The sequence below is a fragment of the Pseudomonas sp. GM74 genome (assembly GCF_000282455.1).
Classification (GTDB): domain Bacteria; phylum Pseudomonadota; class Gammaproteobacteria; order Pseudomonadales; family Pseudomonadaceae; genus Aquipseudomonas.
The window spans coordinates 1-21,817 of record NZ_AKJG01000003.1; the positions used below are offsets into that span (position 1 = coordinate 1).

Sequence of the window (21,817 nt, forward strand, 5' to 3'; positions counted from 1 at the left end):
AGATCACCGAGCTTCAGCCCTATAGTTTTTCAGACCTTTAAGGCTGGTATCAGGGAGTAGATCTCAATGAAATTACCGATCAGTGAGCTGATGCTTAAAAAGAAGAAGGTTTCGCGTGGACAAAATATTTGCCCGTTTTTTAGAGAAATTTGGTGGACCTGTTGATCGGCAAGAAGTCCCAGCGTCAAGTATCGAGCGCTATAGAGGCAAGCTGCCTAATCAGTTATTGGAGTACTGGGCCGAACACGGCTGGTGCGGATACGGTGACGGCATTTTTTGGATAGTGAACCCCCAGGAATACGATGGGGTAGTAGCGTCTTGGCTTGAAGGAACGAAATATGAAGAACGTGATGCTTACCACCTGATTGCTCGTAGCGCCTTCGGTGACTTGTATCTGTGGGGCGAAAAAACGGGTGCCTCTCTTAAAATAACCAGTGTTCTTTCTCGATGTGTTTTTGATGATTTTGAAATTACGATCGAAGAGATGGATAGGGAGTTGCAAGGCTTTCTTTTATCCACGGACGTGGACTCCAACGATTATGGCGATCTGTTCAAACCCGCGAAGAAAAAGCTCGGCACCCTGCGTCACGACGAGATGTACGGCTTTGTTCCAGCACTGATGTTCGGCGGCCCCGACACCCTCGATCATCTAGAGAAGGTGAAGGCGGTGGAGCATCTGATCCTGCTGTCTCAGATCACCGAGCTTCAGCCCTACAGTTTTTCAGACCTGTAAGCCAGATTTCAGGGGACGGATTTCAACAAGCTCTGTTAACCCCACAAAAAATGGGCACCCAACCCTGGTTGGCGTGCCCATTTTTTATTCCACCCCCCGCTACGCGAGAGGCGAAAACGGCTTACGGATTGACGCTGTCTTTCAACGACTTGCCTGGCTTGAACGCAACGGTGTTGCTGGCCTTGATTTTGACGGGTTCACCGGTTTGCGGGTTTTTGCCGGTGCGGGCACCGCGATGGCGTTGCAGGAAGGTGCCGAAGCCCACCAGCGTCACGCTGTCTTTGCGGTGCAGGGCACCGGTGATTTCTTCAAGAACGGCGTTGAGAACGCGGTTGGCTTGTTCTTTGGTGAGGTCTGCTTTTTCAGCAATGGCTGCGGCGAGGTCTGGTTTACGCATGTGAGTGAAGCCCCTTTGACGGTTTGTTGTTGTTATGTCCGTGCTGCTCTCTGCGGAGCAGCGCCAAAAGCGCCGCAGATGCTCTACTCTGCGGCAGACGGGAGTGAGGATGGCACGCAGTGAGGCCCCGCGCCAGTATCGGCGCGGCCATTGTTAGGGCAAAAGGGGGGTGATTCCGACAGAACGACCGGTATTTATGCCAACAGGGCTGGAAGCTCTTTGTTCAGGGCCAGTTTTTCCATCACGGCGGCACCGGTGAGGGCATAACCGAGCAGTTTGCCTGCGGCATCGCGGCATAAAACCTTGATGTCGGCGCCCTGCCCTTCGACGGTCCAGATGCCTTCTGCACCCCGTGGCGGCGGGGACACCACCAGCGGGCACACCGGTGTTTTGACGGTGATCGGCATCGGGCCATAGGTGACGGCGGTCGGGTTGCCGGCCAGGGTTTGCGCCAGCGCTCGCGCACAGCTCATCAAGGGCATCACGTACAGCAGATTCAGCCCATCGACCTCGGCACAATCGCCCAGGGCGTAGATGTTGGCATGGGAGGTCTTCAGGTGCCGGTCGACCATGATGCCGCGGTTGACCTGCAAACCGGCCGCTGCCGCCAGGTCGACGCGTGGGCGCAGGCCAATGGCCGAGACCACCACGTCGCACGGGATCACCTGGCCATCGGACAGGTGTGCTTCCAGGCCGTCCGCCACGCGTTGCAGGCGATTGAGCACCGGGCCGAGGTGGAAACGTGCGCCGAGGCTTTCCAGGCCAGCCTGCACCGCAGCCGCGGCCGCCGGGTGCAGCAGGGTCGGCATGACTTGTTCACACGGCGCAACCAGTTGCACTTCGTAGCCACCCAGGGTCAGGTCGTTAGCGAACTCGCAGCCGATCAGACCGGCGCCGAGCAGCAGCACGCGGCGCTTGCCGGCCGCCGCTGCACGGAAGCGTGCGTAATCTTCCAGGTCGTTGATCGGGAATACGCAGTCCGCCGCGTCGCCTTCAATGGGCACGCGCACGGTTTCGGCGCCCCAGGCCAGGATCAGGTCGCGGTAGATCACCGCTTCTTCACCGATCCACAGGCGCTTGTGGCCCGGGTCGATACCACTGATGCGCGTGTGGGTGCGTATTTCAGCCTTGAGCTGTTCAGCCATGGCGCCGGGTTCGGCCATGCTCAGGCCGTCGGCATCCTTGTTTTTGCCGAAGCCGGTGGAGAGCATCGGCTTGGAGTAGGAGCGCCCGTCATCGGCGGTAATCAGCAGCAGCGGGGTTTCGCTATCGAGTTTGCGAAACTCGCGGGCCACGTTGTAGCCCGCCAGGCCGGTGCCAATGATGACGACTGGTGCGTTCATTCCTTACTCCTCAATTATTCAGGCAGCGATTTCGATCATTTCAAAATCCATCTTGCCCACACCGCAGTCCGGGCACAGCCAGTCTGCCGGGACGTCTTCCCAACGGGTGCCCGGCGCAATGCCGTCATCCGGCCAACCGTCGGCTTCGTTGTAGATCAGGCCGCAGACGATACATTGCCACTTTTTCATCAGGTACTTCCTCAGGGTTCAGGCGTTTCGCCGGCCGGACGGTCGATGGTTGTAGCACTGCCGTCCGACTCAGCGCGTTTTGTACTGATCGGGGCCGCCGGATGCAAGCCTGTTCGGCGCAACGGCAGGCCAATTCAATCGATATCGGTGGCTGACATGTTAAGCTCGCCGCCTCATTTGCTGCCAATAATGACTCATTGTGCAACACACAGAATCCCCCTCTCCAGCTCCGCTCTGGCTCTCGCGCAGCGAACTGGCGCCCCTCCCCGATGCCTCCACCCTCGACTGGCTGTTCGATGAAGGCTCGCTGACCAGACGTTTGATTCATCTGTCGAATGACGCCTTCAGCGTCTCGCCGATGTTCGAAGGCTGGCAGCCCCTGCGCGCCGACGAGTGCGCAGCGCTGGACCTGGCCGAAGGCAGTGAGGGCTGGGTGCGCGAGGTGTATTTGCGCGGTCATGGCCAGGCGTGGGTGTTTGCGCGCAGCGTGGCGTCACGCAGTGCCTTGCAAGGCGACGGCCTGCACATGGACGAACTGGGTAGCCGCTCGCTGGGCGAATTGCTGTTTTGCGATCAGGCTTTCCAGCGCCGGGCCATCGAGGTTTGCCATTATCCGCAAGCGTGGCTGCCCACCGAGGTGCAATCGCCTGGGCTGTGGGGCCGCCGTTCGCGCTTCGATCGCGGCGCGCTGAGCGTGCTGGTGGCCGAAATTTTCCTGCCTTCCCTGTGGGACGCCGCCTGCGCCCAATCGGAGAACCGTTGATGTACCAAAGCCTGCTCAAGTCCTTGAACCGGTTGAACCCCCGGGCCTGGGACTTCATTCAGCTGACCCGTATGGACAAGCCGATCGGCATTTACCTGCTGCTGTGGCCAACACTGTGGGCACTATGGATTGCCGGCAAGGGTTCGCCGTCCCTGGCCAATATCGTAATTTTCGTCCTCGGCGTAGTGCTGACCCGCGCCGGCGGCTGCGTGATCAATGACTGGGCGGACCGCAAGGTCGATGGTCATGTGAAGCGTACCGAGCAGCGGCCGCTTGTGAGCGGCAAGATCAGTTCCAAAGAGGCGCTGGTGTTCTTCGCATTGCTGATGGGCGTGAGTTTCCTGCTGGTGCTGTGCACCAATGCCGCGACCATCTGGCTGTCGTTGGGCGGCCTGGCGCTGGCGTTCAGTTACCCGTTCATGAAGCGCTACACCTATTACCCGCAAGTGGTGCTGGGCGCCGCATTTTCGTGGGGGATGCCGATGGCGTTCACCGCAGAAACCGGTGAATTGCCCGCCGTCGCGTGGTTGCTGTGGATCGCCAACCTGATTTGGACAGTGGGTTACGACACGTACTACGCGATGACCGACCGAGATGACGACCTGAAGATCGGCGTGAAATCCACGGCAATCCTGTTCGGCGACGCGGACCGGGCGATCATCCTGACCTTGCAAGGGCTGGCGTTGGGCTGCCTGCTGCTGGCGGGTTCGAAGTTCGACCTTGGCGGCTGGTTCCACCTCGGATTACTGGTGGCGGCGAGCTGCTTTGCGTGGGAGTTCTGGTACACCCGCAACAAGGACCGCATGCGTTGCTTCAAGGCGTTTTTGCACAATCACTGGGCGGGTTTGGCGATTTTCGTCGGGATTGTGCTGGACTACGCGTTGCGTTGAGCGTTGAAAAGATCGCAGCCCTGGGCAGCTCATACCCAAAGGCTGCGATCTTTTTGCGTTGTTACATATGCTCGCGAACGACATGCCAGACGTCTTTTTTCTTGTCTCCCGTCATGTCTCCGGGTTTTTTGTCGTCCTCGTAGTAGTACAGCGGCTTGCCGTCATAGGCCCATTGCATCGAGCCATCGTCACGCTTGACGACTGTCCATTTACCTTCGGTCTTGGCACCCGCCGGCGCCATCATTGGCGGCCAGTATTTGGCGCAGTCGCCGTTACACATCGACTTGCCGCCCGAGTCCTTGTCGAAGGTGTATAGGGTCATCCCTTTGTGGTCAGTCATCATGCCGTCTTTCATCATGCCCGGTTCGGCGGCGAAGGCCATCGAAGGCAATACCAGGGCAGCGGCCAGCAGCAGGGCCTTGAGGGATTGCGAGTGTAGAGTCATATGAAACCTTCCTTTTGTGGTTGTCAGGATTCGGACTTAAAGCTTAGCCCAGGATCCAGCCAATCGCCGACCGACTAAAATACTGTCACACGACTGCAATAATTCCGTTATCTAATGCGGCGCAAGACAGTTAAATGACAAGAGGATTAAGGGCATGGTTGGCAGGAGCATTCTGATCGTCGACGACGAAGCGCCTATTCGCGAAATGATCGCCGTTGCGTTGGAAATGGCCGGCTATGACTGCCTGGAGGCTGAAAACTCCCAGCAGGCCCACGCCATTATCGTCGACCGCAAACCGGACCTGATCCTGCTCGACTGGATGCTGCCCGGCACTTCCGGCATCGAACTGGCCCGTCGTCTCAAGCGTGATGAACTGACCGGAGACATCCCGATCATCATGCTCACCGCCAAGGGTGAAGAGGACAACAAGATCCAGGGTCTGGAAGTCGGCGCCGACGACTACATCACCAAGCCGTTTTCCCCCCGTGAGCTAGTAGCGCGCCTGAAGGCCGTGCTGCGCCGTGCCGGTCCCACCGATGGCGAAGCACCGATCGAAGTCGGCGGCCTGCTGCTGGACCCGATCAGCCACCGCGTGACCATCGACGGCCGTCCCGCCGAGATGGGCCCGACCGAATACCGCCTGCTGCAATTCTTCATGACCCACCAGGAGCGCGCCTACACTCGTGGCCAGTTGCTGGATCAGGTCTGGGGCGGCAACGTCTACGTCGAAGAGCGTACCGTTGACGTGCACATTAGACGCCTGCGCAAAGCCCTCGGCGATGCTTACGAAAATCTGGTACAAACCGTGCGCGGCACCGGTTACCGCTTTTCTACCAAAGCCTGACCCGGACCTTCACCGCCCGACAAGCTGACAAGGACGCGCGTCAAGTGAACCAAAACTGGCATGGCACCCTGATTCGCCACATGCTGCTGCTGGTCACCGCCTGCCTGGTGATCGGCCTGATCACCGGCTATTACGGCTGGAGCCTCGCCGCAGGCCTGGGTCTTTACCTGGCCTGGACCCTCAAGCAATTGCTGCGTCTGCACGAGTGGCTACGCCTGCACAAACCCGATGAAGCGCCACCCGACGGCTACGGCCTGTGGGGCGAGGTGTTCGACAGCATCTACCACCTGCAACGCCGCGACCAACGGGTACGCGGGCGTTTGCAGGCGGTGATCGACCGGGTTCAGGAATCCACTGCCGCGCTGAAAGACGCGGTGATCATGCTCGACACCGACGGCAACCTGGAATGGTGGAACCGCGCCGCCGAAACCCTGCTGGGTCTCAAGACACCACAGGACAGCGGCCAACCGGTGACCAACCTGGTGCGCCACCCGCGCTTCAAGGAATACTTCGAGCAAGACAGCTACGCCGAGCCACTGGAAATCCCCTCGCCCACCAACGACCGTGTGCGCATCCAGCTGTACATCACCCGTTACGGCAACAACGAACACTTGATGCTGGTGCGCGATGTGACGCGCATCCATCAGCTTGAGCAAATGCGCAAAGACTTCATCGCCAACGTTTCCCATGAACTGCGCACACCGTTGACGGTGATCTGCGGTTACCTGGAAACCTTGCTCGACAACGTTGACGAGGTGAACCCGCGCTGGGGCCGTGCCCTGCAGCAGATGCAGCAACAAGGCGGACGCATGCAGACCCTGCTCAACGACCTGCTGTTGCTGGCCAAGCTGGAAGCCACCGATTATCCGTCGGACAACCAGCCGGTGCCGATCGACGGCTTGCTGCAATCGATCAAGAGCGACGCGCAGCAGTTGTCCGGCCAGAAAAACCAGAAAATTACCCTGGAAGCAGACCCGACGATTCTGCTCAAGGGCAGCGAAGCGGAGTTGCGCAGCGCGTTTTCCAACCTGGTGTTCAACGCGGTGAAATACACCCCGGCCGAAGGCAACATTCGCATTCGCTGGTGGGGCGATGACCAGGGGGCGCACTTGAGCGTGCAGGATTCCGGGATCGGCATCGATAACAAACACCTGCCGCGCCTGACCGAACGCTTCTACCGCGTCGACTCCAGCCGCAACTCCAACACCGGGGGCACCGGCCTCGGGCTGGCGATCGTCAAACACGTCCTGTTACGACATCGGGCACGAATGGAAATCAGCAGTGTACCGGGCCACGGCAGCACCTTTACCTGCCACTTTGCCCCGGCCCAGGTCACCAAATCACGGGTTATCAGCACCGCTGACTGATACCGGTCAGCACGCGCCACTAGGCAACCGCCAAGTCAGCCGCTACATTGGCTGACTTGCGCCTGCCTTTCAGGCGCGGTTTTTTACTTCCCTCTCGAATAAACGGAACCCGCAAAACTCCATCATGGACCCTTCCCCTGGCTTGACCCTCGCTACAATTTTCGCCGACTTCGGCATGATTCTTTTTGCTCTGATCCTGGTTTTGCTCAACGGATTTTTCGTTGCGGCGGAATTTGCCATGGTCAAATTGCGCTCGACCCGGGTCGAGGCCATCGCTGACAAAAACGGCTGGCGCGGGCACATCCTGCGCACCGTGCACAGTCAGCTCGATGCCTACCTGTCGGCCTGCCAATTGGGCATCACCCTCGCCTCCCTGGGCCTGGGCTGGGTCGGTGAACCTGCGTTCGCGCACCTCCTGGCCCCCGTGCTGAGTGCCGTGGGCGTCGATTCCGCCGAAGTGGTCAAGGCGATTTCGTTCTTCACCGCCTTCTTCATCATTTCGTACCTGCACATCGTGGTCGGCGAGCTGGCCCCGAAATCCTGGGCGATCCGCAAACCCGAGTTGCTGTCGCTGTGGACCGCCGTGCCGCTGTACCTGTTCTACTGGGCCATGTACCCGGCCATCTACCTGCTCAACGCCAGCGCCAACACCATCCTGCGCATTGCAGGGCAAGGTGAGCCCGGCCCGCATCACGAACACCATTACAGCCGTGAAGAACTGAAACTGATCCTGCATTCCAGTCGTGGCCAGGACCCGAGCGACCAAGGCATGCGCGTGCTGGCCTCGGCGGTGGAAATGGGTGAACTGGAAGTGGTCGACTGGGCCAACTCCCGCGAAGACCTGGTGACCCTGGAGTTCAACGCGCCGCTCAAGCAGATCCTGGCGATGTTCCGTCGCCACAAGTTCAGCCGCTACCCGGTTTATGACAGCGAACGCCAGGAGTTCGTCGGCCTGCTGCACATCAAGGATCTACTGCTGGAACTGGCGGCGCTGGACCACATTCCCGAGTCGTTCAACCTGGCCGAACTGACCCGCCCGCTGGAGCGCGTGTCGCGGCACATGCCGCTGTCGCAGTTGCTGGAGCAGTTCCGCAAGGGCGGCTCGCACTTCGCAGTGGTCGAAGAGGCCGACGGCAACATCATCGGCTACCTGACCATGGAAGACGTGCTGGAAGTGCTGGTGGGCGATATCCAGGACGAACACCGCAAGGCCGAACGCGGGATCCTCGCGTATCAGCCGGGCAAGCTGCTGGTGCGGGGCGATACGCCGCTGTTCAAGGTTGAACGACTGCTGGGCATCGACCTGGACCATGTCGAAGCCGAAACCCTCGCCGGGCTGGTCTACGAGAGCCTCAAGCGTGTTCCGGAAGAGGAAGAAGTACTGGAAGTCGAAGGCCTGCGGATCATCATCAAGAAGATGAAAGGGCCGAAGATTGTCCTGGCCAAGGTGTTGATGCTGGACTGATCGAGATATCCGGATTCGAGTCGATACCATCGCGAGCAAGCTCGCTCCCACACTGGAATGCATTTCAACTGTGGAAGCGAGCTTGCTCGCGATGGCGTCAGACCAGACAACGCATCACTGCTTGCCCAACGCAAAGTTGGGCAGCGCGCTGACCGGCTGGTTGAACTGGTATGGAATCGATACCAGCCCCAGCCCGGTATTGCGCTGCACCACGAAGTGCAAATGCGGCCCGGTACTGTTGCCGGTGTTGCCTGACAACGCCAAGGCGCTGCCCACCTGTACCCGCTGACCTTCCCGAACGCTGACCGAGCCTTTCTTCAGGTGCAGGTAAACACCCATGGTCCCGTCATCGTGCAGCACCCGCACGAAATTGCCGGATGCGTCGGTACCGCGCCCGCTTTGCCTGTTCTCGGTTTTCACCACCACCCCGCCTCGCGCGGCAATGATCGGCGTACCCTCAGGCATCGCGATGTCTATGGCGTAACGGCTCTTGGGCCCGAAGTGACTGTAGGGGCCGTTGGCACCCTGACTGATCCGGAACGGTCCGCCACGCCAGGGCAACGGATACCGATAGCCCACCGTAGGCCCTGAGGGATCGCCCAGGGAGTATTTGAACTTCGGGACGTACGCGAGTGGCCTTCCACCTTTAGCCGCCTTGAACTGCGCCAGGCGAACGCTGCTGCGAAGCGGTATCACGCGCCGAATCGTCCCACCCGGCACACCGCTGGCGTTCTTCACCCCGGCAAAACTCAATTCGACTTCTACCGGCGCATACAGGTCATTGCGCACGTACACGCTGTGCACGCCGTTCTTCTTCATGATGACGAGGCGCACCTGACGCTCGAGGTGCTCGACCATGCCATCGCGAAAAACGAACACATGGGCGCCTTTGCTGGGGCGGTCGCTATAGGAAACCACGCCATAGGCATCTTTGGATTTGTAGATGGTCATGGCCACGGTCGAGGTGGCGACCATGAACAGGCCACATAAAAGCAGCAGGCGCGTGAACATGAGTAAGGATTCTGTCGAGTGAGATCTGGGATTGAGCCTAGCAGCTGCTATGGACCCGGGTAGTCGGCAGATGTTTCAGTAAAGGTGTTCAGCAGATGTGCGGTAACAGTGATGACCCCTTCGCGAGCAAGTCGAATCGTCGCACCGCCGCCCCCACATTGGAATGCATTTCTAATGTGGGAGCGGCGGTGCGACGACTCGACTTGCTCGCGAAGACGGACCAGCAGATAACGCTGTATCAAGCGCCAGGAATGAAGTGCTTCTGCGCCGTACCCCGCGCAATCAGGCGCGAGATGTAATCGAGCTTCTGCGCATCCTGGTCGACAAAGCGGAAGGTCAGTTGCAGCCAGTCGCTGTCGGGCTTCGGTTCGTGGGCCACGACGGCATGCAGATAGCCGTTGAGGCGGGCGATTTCGGCATTGTCGCCCTGCTCCAGGTCCAGCACGGCGCTGTCGAGGATCTGCGGCAAGGTCTCGGTGCGCTTGACCACCAACAGGGCTTCCTTGAGGCTCAAGGCCTTGATCACACATTGCGCGATGCCGTTGGGCAAACGCAGTTGACCCTGGCCACGGCCACTGGTGGGTGCCGAAGAGGCCGCAGGCGCCTTGACCGGCGGGCTGCTGAGCAAGCCTTTGGACGGTGCGGGCGGGGCTGTTGGCGTGGTGACGGGGGCCTTGCCAGCGGTCAAGGCGGCCAGGGAGTCGTTGGCGAATGCAGGGCTGGTCTTGGTCGCGGCCACGTTGATCAAGGCATCGAGTTTGCCGACCTTGTGCAGCGCCTGCTTGACCTTGGTGATCAATTGTTCGTTGGTGAATGGCTTGCTGACGTAACCGGATACCCCGGCCTGGATCGCCTGGACGACGTTCTCCTTGTCGCCACGGCTGGTCACCATCACGAAAGGCATGGTTTTGAGGTTGTCTTGCTCGCGGCACCAGGTCAGCAGTTCCAGGCCGGACATTTCCGGCATTTCCCAGTCGCACAGGACCAGGTCGAAGGCTTCCTTGGCCAGCATGGCCTGGGCCTTTCTGCCGTTGATTGCATCTTCGATCCGCATGCCCGGGAAATAATTGCGCAGGCACTTCTTCACCAGGTCACGAATGAACGACGCGTCGTCCACGACCAACACACTGACCTTACTCATCCAAAACCCCTTTAAAAAATCCCGGCCAGCATACCGCTTTGCTGATGGCACTTTGCCAAAAACCTTCAGTCACGCCGGACTTTTCGTTCGCGGGGTGCTGCTTTTCGAATTCGTGAAGCGCAAACAAAAACGCCCGGCCAAAAGGCCGGGCGCTTTACTTGGGCAACCTTACTTATCGTCAGTTTTGCCCGGAACATTAGCGCTTTCGCCGGTTGTTCCTTCGACTTCTTCCTTCATGCGCTTGAGACCCAGGTGCCGCACGTCGGTGCCGCGTACCAGGTAGATCACCAGCTCCGAGATATTGCGCGCGTGGTCGCCGATACGCTCCAGCGAACGCAGTACCCAGATAATGCTCAGCACCCGCGAAATGGAACGCGGATCTTCCATCATGTAGGTGGCCAGCTCACGCAGGGCGGTCTTGTATTCGCGGTCGATGATCTTGTCGTACTGCGCCACCGACAAGGCCAGTTCGGCGTCGAAACGGGCGAAGGCGTCCAGTGCATCGCGGACCATGTTGCGCACCTGGTCGCCGATGTGGCGCACTTCCACGTAACCACGCGGCGCTTCGCCTTCTTCGCACAGCTGGATGGCGCGACGGGCGATCTTGGTCGCTTCGTCACCGATGCGTTCCAGGTCGATCACCGACTTGGAAATGCTGATGATCAGGCGCAGGTCGGAAGCCGCCGGCTGACGACGGGCCAGAATGCGCAGGCATTCCTCGTCGATGTTGCGTTCCATCTGGTTGATCTGGTCGTCGATCTCGCGCACCTGCTGGGCCAGGCCGGAATCGGCCTCGATCAGCGCGGTCACCGCGTCGTTGACTTGCTTTTCCACCAGCCCGCCCATGGCCAGGAGGTGGCTGCGCACTTCCTCCAGTTCGGCGTTGAACTGCTGGGAGATGTGGTGTGTAAGGCCTTCCTTAGAAATCATGTTGTCTGCTCCGCAAAAGCTGTGAGCTGCAAGCTACGAGCTGCAAGCTGATTTGTGTCGTTACTCGGATCGCTTCTACTTGCCGCTTGTAGCTTGACGCTTGCGGCTGTACGGCTAGCCGTACCGGCCCGTGATGTAGTCTTCGGTCTGCTTCTTCGCCGGATTGGTGAACAGGGTATCGGTGTCGCCAAACTCGACCAGCTTGCCCATGTACATGAACGCTGTGTAGTCGGACACCCGCGCCGCCTGTTGCATGTTGTGGGTCACGATCACGATGGTGAACTTGGATTTCAGTTCGTAGATCAGCTCTTCGACTTTCAGCGTGGAAATCGGGTCGAGTGCCGAGCACGGTTCGTCGAGCAGCAGCACTTCCGGCTCTACGGCGATGGTGCGGGCGATCACCAGACGCTGCTGCTGACCACCGGACAGGCCCAGTGCCGACTCGTGCAGACGGTCCTTGACCTCGTCCCACAGTGCCGCGCCTTTCAACGCCCACTCAACGGCTTCATCGAGCACGCGCTTCTTGTTGATGCCCTGGATGCGCAGGCCGTAGACCACGTTTTCGTAGATGGTTTTCGGGAACGGGTTGGGCTTCTGGAACACCATGCCGACGCGACGACGCAGCTCGGCCACGTCTTCGCCCTTGCGGTAGATGTTGTTGCCGTACAGGTTGATCTCACCTTCAACGCGGCAGCCGTCAACCAGGTCGTTCATGCGGTTGAAGGTACGCAGCAGCGTCGACTTGCCACAGCCGGACGGGCCGATGAAGGCGGTCACGCGCTGTTTCGGGATGTTCATGCTGACGTCGTACAGCGCTTGTTTTTCGCCGTAGAACAGGCTCAGGCCCGGCACTTCGATGGCTACGGTTTCCTGTTCGAGATTCAGGCTCTGTTTGTCGCGACCCAATGCCGACATGTTGATGCCGTGGGTATGTGCTTCGTGCTGCATGGGAGGCTCCCTGTGCTAACAAATTCGGTTCGTTTAACCGCTGGTCCAGCCAGCGGGTTACTCAAAATTCATGTCTGGCTGAGGCCCCTGTGGGAGCTGGCTTGCCAGCGATGCAGACGATGCGGTTTATCGGTAACACCGCAGTCATGCCATCGCTGGCAAGCCAGCTCCCACAGGATTCGTATTAACTATCCAGCGCCTTGTACTTCTCGCGCAGGTGGTTACGGATGTACACCGCCGACAGGTTCAATGTCGCGATCACCAGCACCAGCAGCAGCGCCGTGGCGTACACCAGCGGTCGCGCGGCTTCGACGTTCGGGCTCTGGAAGCCGACGTCATAGATGTGGAAGCCCAGGTGCATGATCTTCTGGTCCAGGTGCAGGTACGGGTAGTTACCGTCCACCGGCAGCGACGGCGCCAGTTTCACCACACCCACCAGCATCAGCGGCGCCACTTCACCCGCGGCGCGAGCCACGGCGAGGATCATGCCGGTCATCATCGCCGGGCTGGCCATCGGCAGCACGATCTTCCACAAGGTTTCAGCCTTGGTCGCGCCGAGGGCCAACGAGCCTTCACGCACGGTGCGAGGAATCCGCGCCAGGCCTTCTTCGGTGGCCACGATCACCACCGGCACCGCCAGCAGCGCCAGGGTCAGCGAAGCCCAGAGCAGACCCGGCGTACCGAAGGTCGGTGCCGGCAGTGCTTCCGGGAAGAACAGACGGTCGAGCGAGCCACCCAGCACATAGACGAAGAAGCCCAGGCCGAACACGCCATATACGATGGCCGGAACGCCCGCCAGGTTGTTCACCGCGATGCGGATCACCCGGGTCAGCGCGTTCTGCTTGGCGTATTCACGCAGGTACACCGCCGCCAGCACGCCGAACGGGGTCACGATCATCGCCATGATCAGGGTCATCATCACGGTGCCGAAGATGGCCGGGAAGATCCCGCCTTCGGTGTTCGCTTCACGCGGATCGTCGCTCAGGAACTCCCAGACCTTGCTGAAGTAGAAACCGATCTTGGTGGTCGTGCTCATGGCGTTCGGCTGGTAGGCGTGAACCACTTTGCCGATGCCGATTTCGATTTCCTTACCGTTCGCATCGCGGGCGGTCAGGCTGTCGCGGTTGAACTGCGCATGCAGATCGTTCAGGCGCGCCTCCACATCCTGGTAGCGGGCATTGAGTTCGGCGCGCTCCGATTCCATGTCCGCTTGTGCGGTGGCGTCGAGCTTGCCATCCAGCTCCAGCTTGCGACCGTGCAAGCGGACGCGCTCGAGACCGGCGTTGATCGCGCCGATGTCGGTTTTTTCCAGGTTCTTGAGCTGTGCGGCCAGCTTGTTGACGCGGTCGACACGGGCCTGCAACTCAGGCCATGCGGCTTCGCCTTCAGCGACAACCTTGCCGTCCTGTTTGACGTTGACCAGGTAACCGTAGAAGTTGCCCCACTCACGCCGCTCGATCGCCATCAGCTCCGGCGGCGTCGTCTGCTTGGTCAGCCACTCGCCGACGATCCAGGTGAAGTCGTTGCCGTTCAGGTCACGGTTGCCGACCTTGATCAGCTCGCGGGTCATGAATTCCGGGCCTTCGTCAGGCACCGGCAGGCCGGCGCTCTTAAGGCGGGCACGGGGTACTTCTTCTTTCTGTACCACTTCGCCAATGACCAGGTGTTGGCCCTGGCCCGGCACGTCGTAGCTGGCGTGGATCAGATCCGCCGGCCAGAAGTGACCCAGGCCACGCACGGCAATCACTGCCAGCAGGCCAATGGTCATGATGACCGCGATGGACACCGCGCCACCGCTGATCCAGACGCCGGGGGCGCCGCTCTTGAACCATCCTTTCAGGGAGTTCTGTTTCACAGACTTCTACCTTTCTTAAAGCGACGAGTATTTCTTGCGCAGACGCTGACGAATCAGCTCCGCGAGGGTGTTCATGACGAAGGTGAACAACAGCAGCACCAGCGCCGAGAGGAACAGCACGCGGTAGTGGCTGCCGCCGACTTCCGATTCGGGCATTTCCACTGCAACGTTGGCCGCCAGGGTGCGCAGGCCTTCGAACAGGTTCATTTCCATGACCGGAGTGTTACCGGTGGCCATCAACACGATCATGGTTTCACCGACCGCACGGCCCATGCCGATCATCAGTGCCGAGAAGATGCCCGGGCTCGCGGTGAGGATCACCACGCGGGTCATGGTCTGCCACGGCGTGGCACCGAGGGCCAGGGAGCCCAGGGTCAGGCCGCGAGGCACGCTGAACACGGCGTCTTCGGCGATCGAGTAGATGTTCGGGATGACCGCGAAGCCCATGGCCAGGCCGACCACCAGGGCGTTGCGCTGGTCGTAGGTGATGCCCAGGTCATGGGAGATCCACATGCGCATGTCGCCACCGAAGAACCAGTTCTCCATGAACGGGCTCATGTACAGCGACAACCAGCCCACAAACAGGATCACCGGAATCAGCAGCGCACTTTCCCAGCCATCCGGGACTTTCAGGCGGATCGACTCAGGCAGGCGGCTGAAGGTGAAACCGGCGACCAGGATGCCGATCGGCAGCAACATCAGCAGGCTGAAGATGCCAGGCAAGTGCCCTTCCACATACGGCGCGAGGAACAGGCCGGCGAAGAAGCCGAGGATCACCGTCGGCATCGCTTCCATCAACTCGATCACCGGCTTGACCTTGCGGCGCATGCCCGGGGCCATGAAGTACGCGGTGTAGATCGCAGCGGCAACGGCCAGTGGAGCGGCCAGCAGCATGGCGTAGAACGCGGCTTTCAGGGTACCGAAGGTCAGCGGCGACAGGCTCAGCTTGGGTTCGAAGTCAGTGTTGGCGGCGGTCGATTGCCAGACGTATTTAGGCTCGTCGTAGTTCTCGTACCAGACCTTGCTCCACAGTGCGCTCCACGAGACTTCCGGGTGCGGGTTGTCGAGCAGCAGCGGGTGCAATTTGCCGCCGGCTTCCACGATCACGCGGTTGGCACGAGGCGACAGACCGAAAATGCCCTGGCCTTCAGCGACCGGCTCCACCAGCAAGGTACGGTGCGCGGTACTGTGGAACACGCCGAGCTTGCCGGAAGCGTCGAGGGCAACGAAGCCCTTGCGGCGTTCTTCGGCAGTGATTTCAACGATAGGCGTGGTGCCCATCTGGAAGGTGCGGATCTGTTTCAGACGCTGTTCGCCATCCGGATCGCGAGCCATGAACCATTGGGCCAGGCCACCTTTGGAGTCACCGATGATCAGCGAGATACCACCCACCAGCTGAGTGCTGACCGTGACTTGCGCTTCACCGTCTTCTAGCAGTTTGTAGCGACCGTTGAGGCTCTTGTCGCGCAGGCTGAACACGTCGGCCTGGGCGCGCCCGTTGACCACGTAAAGCCACTGCTGACGCGGGTCGACGAAAATATTCTTCACCGGCTCGTTCATCTGCGGCAGTTCGATGCGTTTCTGCTCGTTGGTGACTTCACCGGTCATCATGTTTTCTTCGCTGGTCAGCGACAGAACATTGAGTTGCGAACCGGTGGAGCCGACCAGCATCAGGGTCGAATCGTTGGCGTTGAGGCTGACGTGCTCCAGCGCGCCACCGGCTTCGTTCACCGCGATTGGCGCTTCGCCATACGGGTATTCGATGGCCGGGGTGATGGTCTTCTTGCCTTCCGGGTAGCTGACTTTATAGGTATGACGGAACACCAGGGCCTGGCCGTTGGACAGGCCCACCGCCACCAGCGGGTGACCCGGCTGGTCTTCCCCGATGGAGGTCACGGTGGTTCCGGCCGGGATCGACAGATCGACGCGCTTGAGTTCGGCGCCACTGTCGATGTCGAAGAACAATGCCTGGCCCTTGTCGGAAATCCGCATCGCAACCTGGTTCTGCTCTTCCAGGGAGATCATCAGCGGCTTGCCGGCGTCTTGCATCCAGGCGGGCGTGATGGCGTCCCTGGACGTCAGGCTGGCACCCTGGAACAGGGGCGCGACGACGTAGGCAAGGAAGAAGAAGATCAAGGTGATCGCGCCCAGAACAGCGAGGCCGCCAACAAGGACGTACCAGCGGGTCAGGCGATCTTTGAGCGCGCGAATGCGGCGCTTGCGTTGTAGCTCAGGCGTATTGAAATCAATTCGCTTGGGGGGATTAGTAGTCATGTTGGAATTGGCCAGATCATTCATGCGCACACCCTAGCGATCCTGTATGACAGAAAGATGACAATGCAGTGACGCAACAAATCCGCCGCTAGCGATAACCAGCAGTGGATAGAGAATTAGAGGTGTATGGGGGCGGCACCTGCCGCCCCCATGTGAGTCCGAGGAGTTCACCTCGGACTCAATTTGTTACTTTTTTGCGACTTCAGCGCCGCCTTCCGCCAGACCCAGGTCAGCCAGTGCTTTTGCAGCAACCTTGGCCGGCAGTGGGATGTAACCGTCTTTCACTACAACTTCCTGACCCTGTTTCGACAGAACCAGTTTCACGAACTCGGCTTCCAGCGGGGCCAGAGGCTTGTTCGGGGCTTTGTTGACGTACACGTACAGGAAGCGGGACAGCGGGTACTTGCCGTTCAGGGCGTTTTCTTCGGTGTCTTCGATGAAGTCCTGGCTGCCTTTCTTGGCCAGGGCCACAGTCTTCACGCTAGCGGTCTTGTAGCCGATGCCCGAGTAACCGATGCCGTTCAGCGAGGAGCTGATCGACTGAACGACCGAAGCCGAACCTGGTTGCTCGTTCACGTTAGGCTTGTAGTCGCCCTTGCACAGAGCTTCTTCCTTGAAGTAGCCGTAGGTGCCGGATACCGAGTTACGACCGAACAGTTGAACCGGCTTGTTGGCCAGGTCGCCGGTTACGCCCAGGTCACCCCAGGTTTTGACTTCGGTCTTGGCGCCGCACAGACGAGTGGACGAGAAGATCGCGTCGACCTGTTCCATGGTCAGGTGCTGGATCGGGTTGTCCTTGTGGACGAATACAGCCAGGGCGTCCACGGCAACCGGGATAGCGGTTGGCTTGTAGCCGTACTTCTGCTCGAAGGCAGCCAGTTCGGTGTCCTTCATCTTGCGGCTCATCGGGCCCAGGTTGGAGGTGCCTTCAGTCAGCGCAGGTGGCGCAGTGGCGGAGCCAGCGGCCTGAATCTGGATGTTTACGTTCGGGTATTCTTTTTTGTAGTTCTCAGCCCAGAGGGTCATGAGGTTGGCCAGGGTATCGGAGCCGACGCTGGACAGGTTGCCCGACACACCAGTGGTCTTGGTGTAGCTCGGGATAGCAGGGTCAACAGCGGCAACCGCGTTGGCAGTCGCAACGCCAGCAGCGACAAAAGTCATTGCCGCCATCAAACGCTTCAGTTTCATGCCTTACTCCTAGCAGATAGGGTGTGTTATTCGGGGCCAAGTATCAGCAGGCCGTGTGAACACTCTATGGCTGAAATATGACAATTGGATGAAAGGCCAGTATTCAGTGTTTCCAGGTAATACCGCGTTATCGTTCTTCGCGAGCAAGCCCGCTCCCACAGGGGATCTGCGGCGAACACAGAACCAATGCGGGAGCGGGCTTGCTCCGGGCGGCGATCCGACGAAGGCGTCAGTACAGTCGATACAAAAGGTCGATCAACGCCCTTTCTTCCAGAGGTAGGCACCTACCACAATCCCCACCCCACACAGCACCGCCACATAATAAGCAGGCCCCATCGCACTCTCTTTGAGCAACAAACTGACAATCATCGGCGTCAGGCCGCCGAAAATCGCGTAGGCGACGTTGTAGGAGAACGACAGACCGCTGAAACGCACCACCGGCGGGAAGGCCTTTACCATTACATAGGGCACTGCACCGATGGTGCCGACCAGCAGACCGGTCACGGCATACATCGGGAACAGCCAGTCGGGATGATCGGCCAGGCTGTGATAAAAGCTCCAGGAACTGGCCAGCAGCGCGGTACAGCCGATCACGAAGACTCGTCCCGCACCGAAGCGATCGGCCAGTGCGCCGGCAATGATGCAACCAAAACTCAGGAACACGATCGCCACGCTATTGGCCTGCAGGGACGTGGTTGGCGAGAAGTGATAGACCGTCTGCAACACAGTCGGTGTCATCAGGATCAACACCACGATGGCGGCCGACAGCAGCCAGGTCAGCAGCATCGAAATGGCGATGGCGCCACGATGGTCACGCAGCACCGCACGCAGCGGTACTTCTTCGGCCAAGGCCTTGCGCAGTTGCAGCTCGGCGAACACCGGGGTTTCGTGCAACCAGCGACGCAGGTACACCGAGAACAGACCGAACACGCCACCCAGCAGGAACGGAATGCGCCAGGCGTAATCCGCTACCTCCACCGGGGTATAGAGGCTGTTGATCGCCGTGGCGACCAGCGAACCGAGCAGGATGCCCGCCGTCAGGCCACTGGTCAGGGTGCCGCAGGCGTAGCCGACATGCCGTTGTGGGACGTGTTCGGAAACGAAGACCCACGCCCCCGGCACTTCACCGCCAATGGCCGCGCCCTGGATCACCCGCATCAACAGCAGCAGGATCGGCGCCCACATGCCGATCTGCGCATAAGTCGGCAGCAACCCCATGATCAGGGTCGGCACCGCCATCATGAAAATGCTCAGGGTGAACATTTTCTTGCGGCCCAGCAGGTCGCCGAAGTGCGCCATCACGATGCCGCCCAGCGGCCGCGCCAGATAGCCAGCGGCGAAGATGCCGAAGGTCTGCATCAGGCGTAGCCATTCAGGCATGTCCGCCGGAAAGAACAGCTTACCCACCACCGTGGCGAAGAACACGAAGATGATGAAATCGTAGAACTCCAGCGCGCCGCCCAAGGCAGACAGCGACAGAGTCTTGTAGTCGTTGCGGGTCAGCGGACGTGCGGGTTGGTCTGGCTGCGCGATGCTCGAGGGCGCTGTGGTCATGGCAAGGGCTTCTCTTATAGTCGGATCTGCAACCTCAACAACGCTGGCTGAGGTTTGGGCAGGTCCGGCACGATAGCAAATTGTTCGAAAAAGCACATAGAGGTGCGTTTTTGACAGTCAAAATGAGAACCGGACGGTCGTCGCGGAGTCTACCGACCGATATACTCAAAGCCTGCTCCGGTTTTTGAGGGGTTGCTGTGCGAAAGCGCCTGTCAGGTTCATAGGCGATTTCGCAGAGTTTCCCTTTAGGCGCCTTATGGAAAACGTGACGAACCTAGTATGTTCGGTGCTGAATCGTTTTTCCCGAAGACGGCTACCACCAGCAATACCAACGAAGAGTCACGGGTCAGAGGCACCCCCGGAATGATAGAGCTCGAACAAGAAGATCCGATCCCGCAAGGCGACCTGGCCCTGCAAATCACCGCGCTCCCACGCGAAACCAACGGCTTTGGCGATATTTTCGGCGGCTGGCTGGTGGCGCAGATGGACTTGGCAGGCACCGCGATGGCCAGCAAGGTCGCCGGCGGACGCGTTGCCACCGTTGCAATCGACCGCATGGCATTCCTGGTTCCGGTGGCGGTAGGCGCTCAGCTCTCCTTTTATACCCAGGCCCTGGAAATCGGCCGCAGCTCGATCAAGATGATGGTCGAGGTCTGGAGCGACGATCCACTGTCCAGCGAGTGGCGTAAAGTAACCGAAGCGGTGTTTGTGTTCGTTGCCATCGACGGCAGCGGCCGCACCCGCTCGGTTCCACCTCGGGCTCGCTGAAAGAGCTTCTAAACCTGGTAGCCGTTTTGCGGTCGATAGTCGTCCACGTTACTGATCGAGAGCTGTCCCATGAGCACGCCCAATGTTGAAGCCGTAAAACTGGATGAACTGAACTGCTGGCGCATCCGCCACGGTCAGGCCGAATTACTGGTGGCCCAGCAAGGTGCGCACATCCTCAGTTATCAACTGGCCGGCCAGCCGCCGCTGATCTGGCTCAACGACGAGGCCGTGTTCAAGACCGGCAAGAGCATCCGTGCCGGCGTGCCGGTGTGCTGGCCGTGGTTCGGCAACTTCGACCGCAACCCGAAAAGCGTGCAGGCGATGCGTGTCAGCGGTGAAGCGCCGTCGGCTCACGGCTTCGTGCGAGCGATGGATTGGGAACTGGGCGGCATCGAAGCCGAAGGCGAAAGCCTGAAGGTCGAATTCCTTCTGCCCTACCCCGACGGCGGCTTTCCCGGTTGGCCGCACCAAGTGGACTTGACGCTGAGCATTCGCCTCGACGAGCAACTGCACATCCAGTTGACCAGCCACAACCGGGGTTCTGAAACCGTCAGCATCAGCCAGGCGTTGCACAGTTACTTTGCCGTCAGCGATGTGCGCGAGGTGCACGTTGAAGGCGTGGACGGCCTCAACTACATCGAAACCCTGGACAACTGGAAAACCGTGACCCAGACCGGTGATTTGCGTTTTACCGGCGAGACCGATCGCATCTACCTCGACGTTCCGCCGCAGTTGAGCATCGTCGATCCAGCCTGGGAGCGACGCATCGAACTGATCAGCAGCGGATCGCGTACGGCGGTGATCTGGAACCCGTGGATCGACCGCGCCGCCGCGTTCAGCGACATGGCCGACGACGGCTGGCAGCGCATGCTGTGCATCGAAACGGCGAACGTGATGGACGATGTGGTGAACCTGGTGCCTGGGGCCAGTCACACCTTGGGCGTGAGCGTAGGTAGCAAATCTCTCTAACACCATAAATCACTGTGGGAGCGAGCTTGCTCGCGATGGCGGCGTAACAGGCAACCTCTAAGTTGAATGTTATGGCCTCATCGCGAGCAAGCTCGCTCCCACATTGGTTTGGTGCTGTCCTTACAAGTCTGATTCTTTTACTACTCTGACCGTCTGCGCATCCAGCGCATACGCCGCATCGGCCAGGTCATTGCTGACCTTCTCGACTTTCAGCGTGCCGGTGACCCACAGCGGCGTGTAGATATCGTTCAGCTTCAGGCCCTTTGGATAGCGCACCAGCACCAATTGGTTGGGCGGCGGCGGTGGCACGTGGATGCACGCGCCCGGGTACGGCACCAGGAAGAACAGCGTACTGCGGCCCTTGGCGTCGGACTCCAGCGGCACGGGGTAACCGCCAATGCGGATGTTCCTGTCGTTCATCGACGCAACGGTCTTGGTCGAGTACATCACCGCCGGCAAGCCTTTGGCCTGCTTCATTCCACCCTTGTCGGTGAAAGTGCCATTGGCTTCAGGGGAGTTGTGGTCGATTTCAGGCATGGCCTCAAGGGCCTTCTGGTCCGACTTGGGCATCAATTCGAGCCAATCGGTTTCCGGTAATTCACCGGCATGGGCAAGGCCCGAACCCAGTAAAACAAGAGTCAGCAAAAGACGGCGCATGAAAGTGCTCGGTAAAGGGATGAACAGGAAACGCCGAGCATTCTAGCCCTCCCGACCGATTTGGCGGAGAGGGCTTTATCGACTGG

At 59.8% G+C, this 21,817-nt stretch carries 21 protein-coding genes; 8 read left to right on the top strand and 13 right to left on the bottom strand.

Annotation, left to right across the window (positions count from 1 at the left end):
• Positions 1 to 115: 115 nt before the first annotated feature.
• A complete protein-coding gene (locus PMI34_RS0126965) occupies positions 116 to 733 on the top strand; it encodes a GAD-like domain-containing protein (protein ID WP_032829308.1) in 618 nt (205 codons plus the stop codon).
• A 121-nt stretch (positions 734 to 854) separates the two neighbouring features.
• Here PMI34_RS0126965 and PMI34_RS26460 read toward each other — a convergent pair whose 3' ends face one another.
• From PMI34_RS26460 to PMI34_RS26450, 3 genes are all read right to left on the bottom strand, one after another.
• Positions 855 to 1,130 carry an HU family DNA-binding protein gene (locus PMI34_RS26460; RefSeq protein WP_003195589.1) on the bottom strand — a complete coding sequence of 92 codons (276 nt, stop codon included), beginning with the start codon at positions 1,128 to 1,130 and terminating at the stop codon, positions 855 to 857.
• A 194-nt stretch (positions 1,131 to 1,324) separates the two neighbouring features.
• Positions 1,325 to 2,473 carry an NAD(P)/FAD-dependent oxidoreductase gene (locus tag PMI34_RS26455; RefSeq protein WP_008045504.1) on the bottom strand — a complete coding sequence of 383 codons (1,149 nt, stop codon included), beginning with the start codon at positions 2,471 to 2,473 and terminating at the stop codon, positions 1,325 to 1,327.
• 18 nt (positions 2,474 to 2,491) lie between these two features.
• Complete coding sequence (locus PMI34_RS26450; protein ID WP_007995385.1) at positions 2,492 to 2,662, bottom strand: rubredoxin; 171 nt, start codon at positions 2,660 to 2,662, stop codon at positions 2,492 to 2,494.
• A 199-nt stretch (positions 2,663 to 2,861) separates the two neighbouring features.
• Here PMI34_RS26450 and PMI34_RS26445 point away from each other — a divergent pair, with 199 nt between their 5' ends.
• The gene (locus PMI34_RS26445; protein ID WP_008045506.1) at positions 2,862 to 3,425 is read left to right on the top strand and encodes a chorismate--pyruvate lyase family protein; all 564 of its coding nucleotides are present in this window, start codon (positions 2,862 to 2,864) and stop codon (positions 3,423 to 3,425) included.
• Complete coding sequence (gene ubiA, locus PMI34_RS26440) at positions 3,425 to 4,315, top strand: 4-hydroxybenzoate octaprenyltransferase (RefSeq protein WP_008045508.1); 891 nt, start codon at positions 3,425 to 3,427, stop codon at positions 4,313 to 4,315. Before PMI34_RS26445 ends, ubiA begins: the two co-directional genes overlap by 1 nt.
• Positions 4,316 to 4,376: 61 nt before the next feature.
• Here the strand turns inward: ubiA and PMI34_RS26435 are convergent, their stop codons facing one another.
• Complete coding sequence (locus PMI34_RS26435) at positions 4,377 to 4,760, bottom strand: COG4315 family predicted lipoprotein (RefSeq protein ID WP_008045510.1); 384 nt, start codon at positions 4,758 to 4,760, stop codon at positions 4,377 to 4,379.
• Positions 4,761 to 4,914: 154 nt separating this feature from the next.
• Between PMI34_RS26435 and phoB the strand changes: the two genes are divergently transcribed.
• The 3 genes from phoB (at position 4,915) to PMI34_RS26420 (ending at position 8,436) form a co-directional block, all read left to right on the top strand.
• Positions 4,915 to 5,604: a phosphate regulon transcriptional regulator PhoB gene (gene phoB / locus PMI34_RS26430; RefSeq protein ID WP_003229608.1), complete on the top strand. Its 690-nt coding sequence runs from the start codon at positions 4,915 to 4,917 to the stop codon at positions 5,602 to 5,604.
• A gap of 80 nt (positions 5,605 to 5,684) precedes the next feature.
• A complete protein-coding gene (gene phoR / locus PMI34_RS26425) occupies positions 5,685 to 6,971 on the top strand; it encodes a phosphate regulon sensor histidine kinase PhoR (RefSeq protein WP_238538744.1) in 1,287 nt (428 codons plus the stop codon).
• A gap of 124 nt (positions 6,972 to 7,095) precedes the next feature.
• On the top strand, positions 7,096 to 8,436 hold the full coding sequence (locus tag PMI34_RS26420) for a hemolysin family protein (protein ID WP_008045515.1): 1,341 nt from the start codon (positions 7,096 to 7,098) through the stop codon (positions 8,434 to 8,436).
• A 114-nt stretch (positions 8,437 to 8,550) separates the two neighbouring features.
• Here PMI34_RS26420 and PMI34_RS26415 read toward each other — a convergent pair whose 3' ends face one another.
• The 8 genes from PMI34_RS26415 to PMI34_RS26380 form a co-directional block, all read right to left on the bottom strand.
• Positions 8,551 to 9,447: a peptidoglycan DD-metalloendopeptidase family protein gene (locus PMI34_RS26415; protein ID WP_008045521.1), complete on the bottom strand. Its 897-nt coding sequence runs from the start codon at positions 9,445 to 9,447 to the stop codon at positions 8,551 to 8,553.
• Between the two features lie 238 nt (positions 9,448 to 9,685).
• Positions 9,686 to 10,588: a response regulator gene (locus tag PMI34_RS26410; protein ID WP_008045523.1), complete on the bottom strand. Its 903-nt coding sequence runs from the start codon at positions 10,586 to 10,588 to the stop codon at positions 9,686 to 9,688.
• Positions 10,589 to 10,756: 168 nt separating this feature from the next.
• Positions 10,757 to 11,518 (bottom strand): phosphate signaling complex protein PhoU, encoded by a 762-nt coding sequence (gene phoU, locus PMI34_RS26405; protein ID WP_008045526.1) that lies wholly within the window; start codon positions 11,516 to 11,518, stop codon positions 10,757 to 10,759.
• Between the two features lie 114 nt (positions 11,519 to 11,632).
• Positions 11,633 to 12,466, bottom strand: a complete 834-nt coding sequence (gene pstB / locus PMI34_RS26400; protein WP_007971742.1) for a phosphate ABC transporter ATP-binding protein PstB — start codon at positions 12,464 to 12,466, stop codon at positions 11,633 to 11,635.
• 184 nt (positions 12,467 to 12,650) lie between these two features.
• Positions 12,651 to 14,321 (bottom strand): phosphate ABC transporter permease PstA, encoded by a 1,671-nt coding sequence (pstA, locus tag PMI34_RS26395; protein ID WP_008045529.1) that lies wholly within the window; start codon positions 14,319 to 14,321, stop codon positions 12,651 to 12,653.
• 15 nt (positions 14,322 to 14,336) lie between these two features.
• Complete coding sequence (locus PMI34_RS26390; RefSeq protein WP_008045531.1) at positions 14,337 to 16,619, bottom strand: ABC transporter permease subunit; 2,283 nt, start codon at positions 16,617 to 16,619, stop codon at positions 14,337 to 14,339.
• Positions 16,620 to 16,781: 162 nt separating this feature from the next.
• Entirely contained in the window at positions 16,782 to 17,783 is a 1,002-nt protein-coding gene (locus PMI34_RS26385; RefSeq protein ID WP_008045533.1) for a phosphate ABC transporter substrate-binding protein PstS, read from the bottom strand.
• Between the two features lie 255 nt (positions 17,784 to 18,038).
• On the bottom strand, positions 18,039 to 19,337 hold the full coding sequence (locus PMI34_RS26380) for an MFS transporter (protein WP_008045541.1): 1,299 nt from the start codon (positions 19,335 to 19,337) through the stop codon (positions 18,039 to 18,041).
• A gap of 363 nt (positions 19,338 to 19,700) precedes the next feature.
• Between PMI34_RS26380 and PMI34_RS26375 the strand changes: the two genes are divergently transcribed.
• Both PMI34_RS26375 and PMI34_RS26370 read left to right on the top strand, forming a co-directional pair.
• Positions 19,701 to 20,105 (top strand): acyl-CoA thioesterase, encoded by a 405-nt coding sequence (locus PMI34_RS26375; protein ID WP_007942704.1) that lies wholly within the window; start codon positions 19,701 to 19,703, stop codon positions 20,103 to 20,105.
• Positions 20,106 to 20,174: 69 nt separating this feature from the next.
• The gene (locus PMI34_RS26370; RefSeq protein ID WP_008045542.1) at positions 20,175 to 21,074 is read left to right on the top strand and encodes a D-hexose-6-phosphate mutarotase; all 900 of its coding nucleotides are present in this window, start codon (positions 20,175 to 20,177) and stop codon (positions 21,072 to 21,074) included.
• Between the two features lie 120 nt (positions 21,075 to 21,194).
• On the opposite strand, the gene PMI34_RS26365 is transcribed toward PMI34_RS26370, so the two are convergent.
• On the bottom strand, positions 21,195 to 21,731 hold the full coding sequence (locus PMI34_RS26365) for a DUF3299 domain-containing protein (protein WP_008045545.1): 537 nt from the start codon (positions 21,729 to 21,731) through the stop codon (positions 21,195 to 21,197).
• Between the last annotated feature and the right edge of the window lie 86 nt (positions 21,732 to 21,817).

Bases quoted from the DNA above. Each gene is read 5' to 3' on its own strand.
- phoB (WP_003229608.1), top strand. From the start codon at position 4,915: ATGGTTGGCAGGAGCATTCTGATCGTCGACGACGAAGCGCCTATTCGC.
- PMI34_RS26415 (WP_008045521.1), bottom strand. From the start codon at position 9,447: ATGTTCACGCGCCTGCTGCTTTTATGTGGCCTGTTCATGGTCGCCACC.
- PMI34_RS26370 (WP_008045542.1), top strand. From the start codon at position 20,175: ATGAGCACGCCCAATGTTGAAGCCGTAAAACTGGATGAACTGAACTGC.
- PMI34_RS26385 (WP_008045533.1), bottom strand. From the start codon at position 17,783: ATGAAACTGAAGCGTTTGATGGCGGCAATGACTTTTGTCGCTGCTGGC.
- PMI34_RS26420 (WP_008045515.1), top strand. From the start codon at position 7,096: ATGGACCCTTCCCCTGGCTTGACCCTCGCTACAATTTTCGCCGACTTC.
- phoR (WP_238538744.1), top strand. From the start codon at position 5,685: ATGCTGCTGCTGGTCACCGCCTGCCTGGTGATCGGCCTGATCACCGGC.
- PMI34_RS26365 (WP_008045545.1), bottom strand. From the start codon at position 21,731: ATGCGCCGTCTTTTGCTGACTCTTGTTTTACTGGGTTCGGGCCTTGCC.
- PMI34_RS26460 (WP_003195589.1), bottom strand. From the start codon at position 1,130: ATGCGTAAACCAGACCTCGCCGCAGCCATTGCTGAAAAAGCAGACCTC.
- phoU (WP_008045526.1), bottom strand. From the start codon at position 11,518: ATGATTTCTAAGGAAGGCCTTACACACCACATCTCCCAGCAGTTCAAC.
- PMI34_RS26375 (WP_007942704.1), top strand. From the start codon at position 19,701: ATGATAGAGCTCGAACAAGAAGATCCGATCCCGCAAGGCGACCTGGCC.
- PMI34_RS26410 (WP_008045523.1), bottom strand. From the start codon at position 10,588: ATGAGTAAGGTCAGTGTGTTGGTCGTGGACGACGCGTCGTTCATTCGT.
- PMI34_RS26450 (WP_007995385.1), bottom strand. From the start codon at position 2,662: ATGAAAAAGTGGCAATGTATCGTCTGCGGCCTGATCTACAACGAAGCC.
- PMI34_RS26380 (WP_008045541.1), bottom strand. From the start codon at position 19,337: ATGACCACAGCGCCCTCGAGCATCGCGCAGCCAGACCAACCCGCACGT.
- ubiA (WP_008045508.1), top strand. From the start codon at position 3,425: ATGTACCAAAGCCTGCTCAAGTCCTTGAACCGGTTGAACCCCCGGGCC.
- PMI34_RS26455 (WP_008045504.1), bottom strand. From the start codon at position 2,473: ATGAACGCACCAGTCGTCATCATTGGCACCGGCCTGGCGGGCTACAAC.
- pstB (WP_007971742.1), bottom strand. From the start codon at position 12,466: ATGCAGCACGAAGCACATACCCACGGCATCAACATGTCGGCATTGGGT.
- PMI34_RS26390 (WP_008045531.1), bottom strand. From the start codon at position 16,619: ATGAATGATCTGGCCAATTCCAACATGACTACTAATCCCCCCAAGCGA.
- PMI34_RS26435 (WP_008045510.1), bottom strand. From the start codon at position 4,760: ATGACTCTACACTCGCAATCCCTCAAGGCCCTGCTGCTGGCCGCTGCC.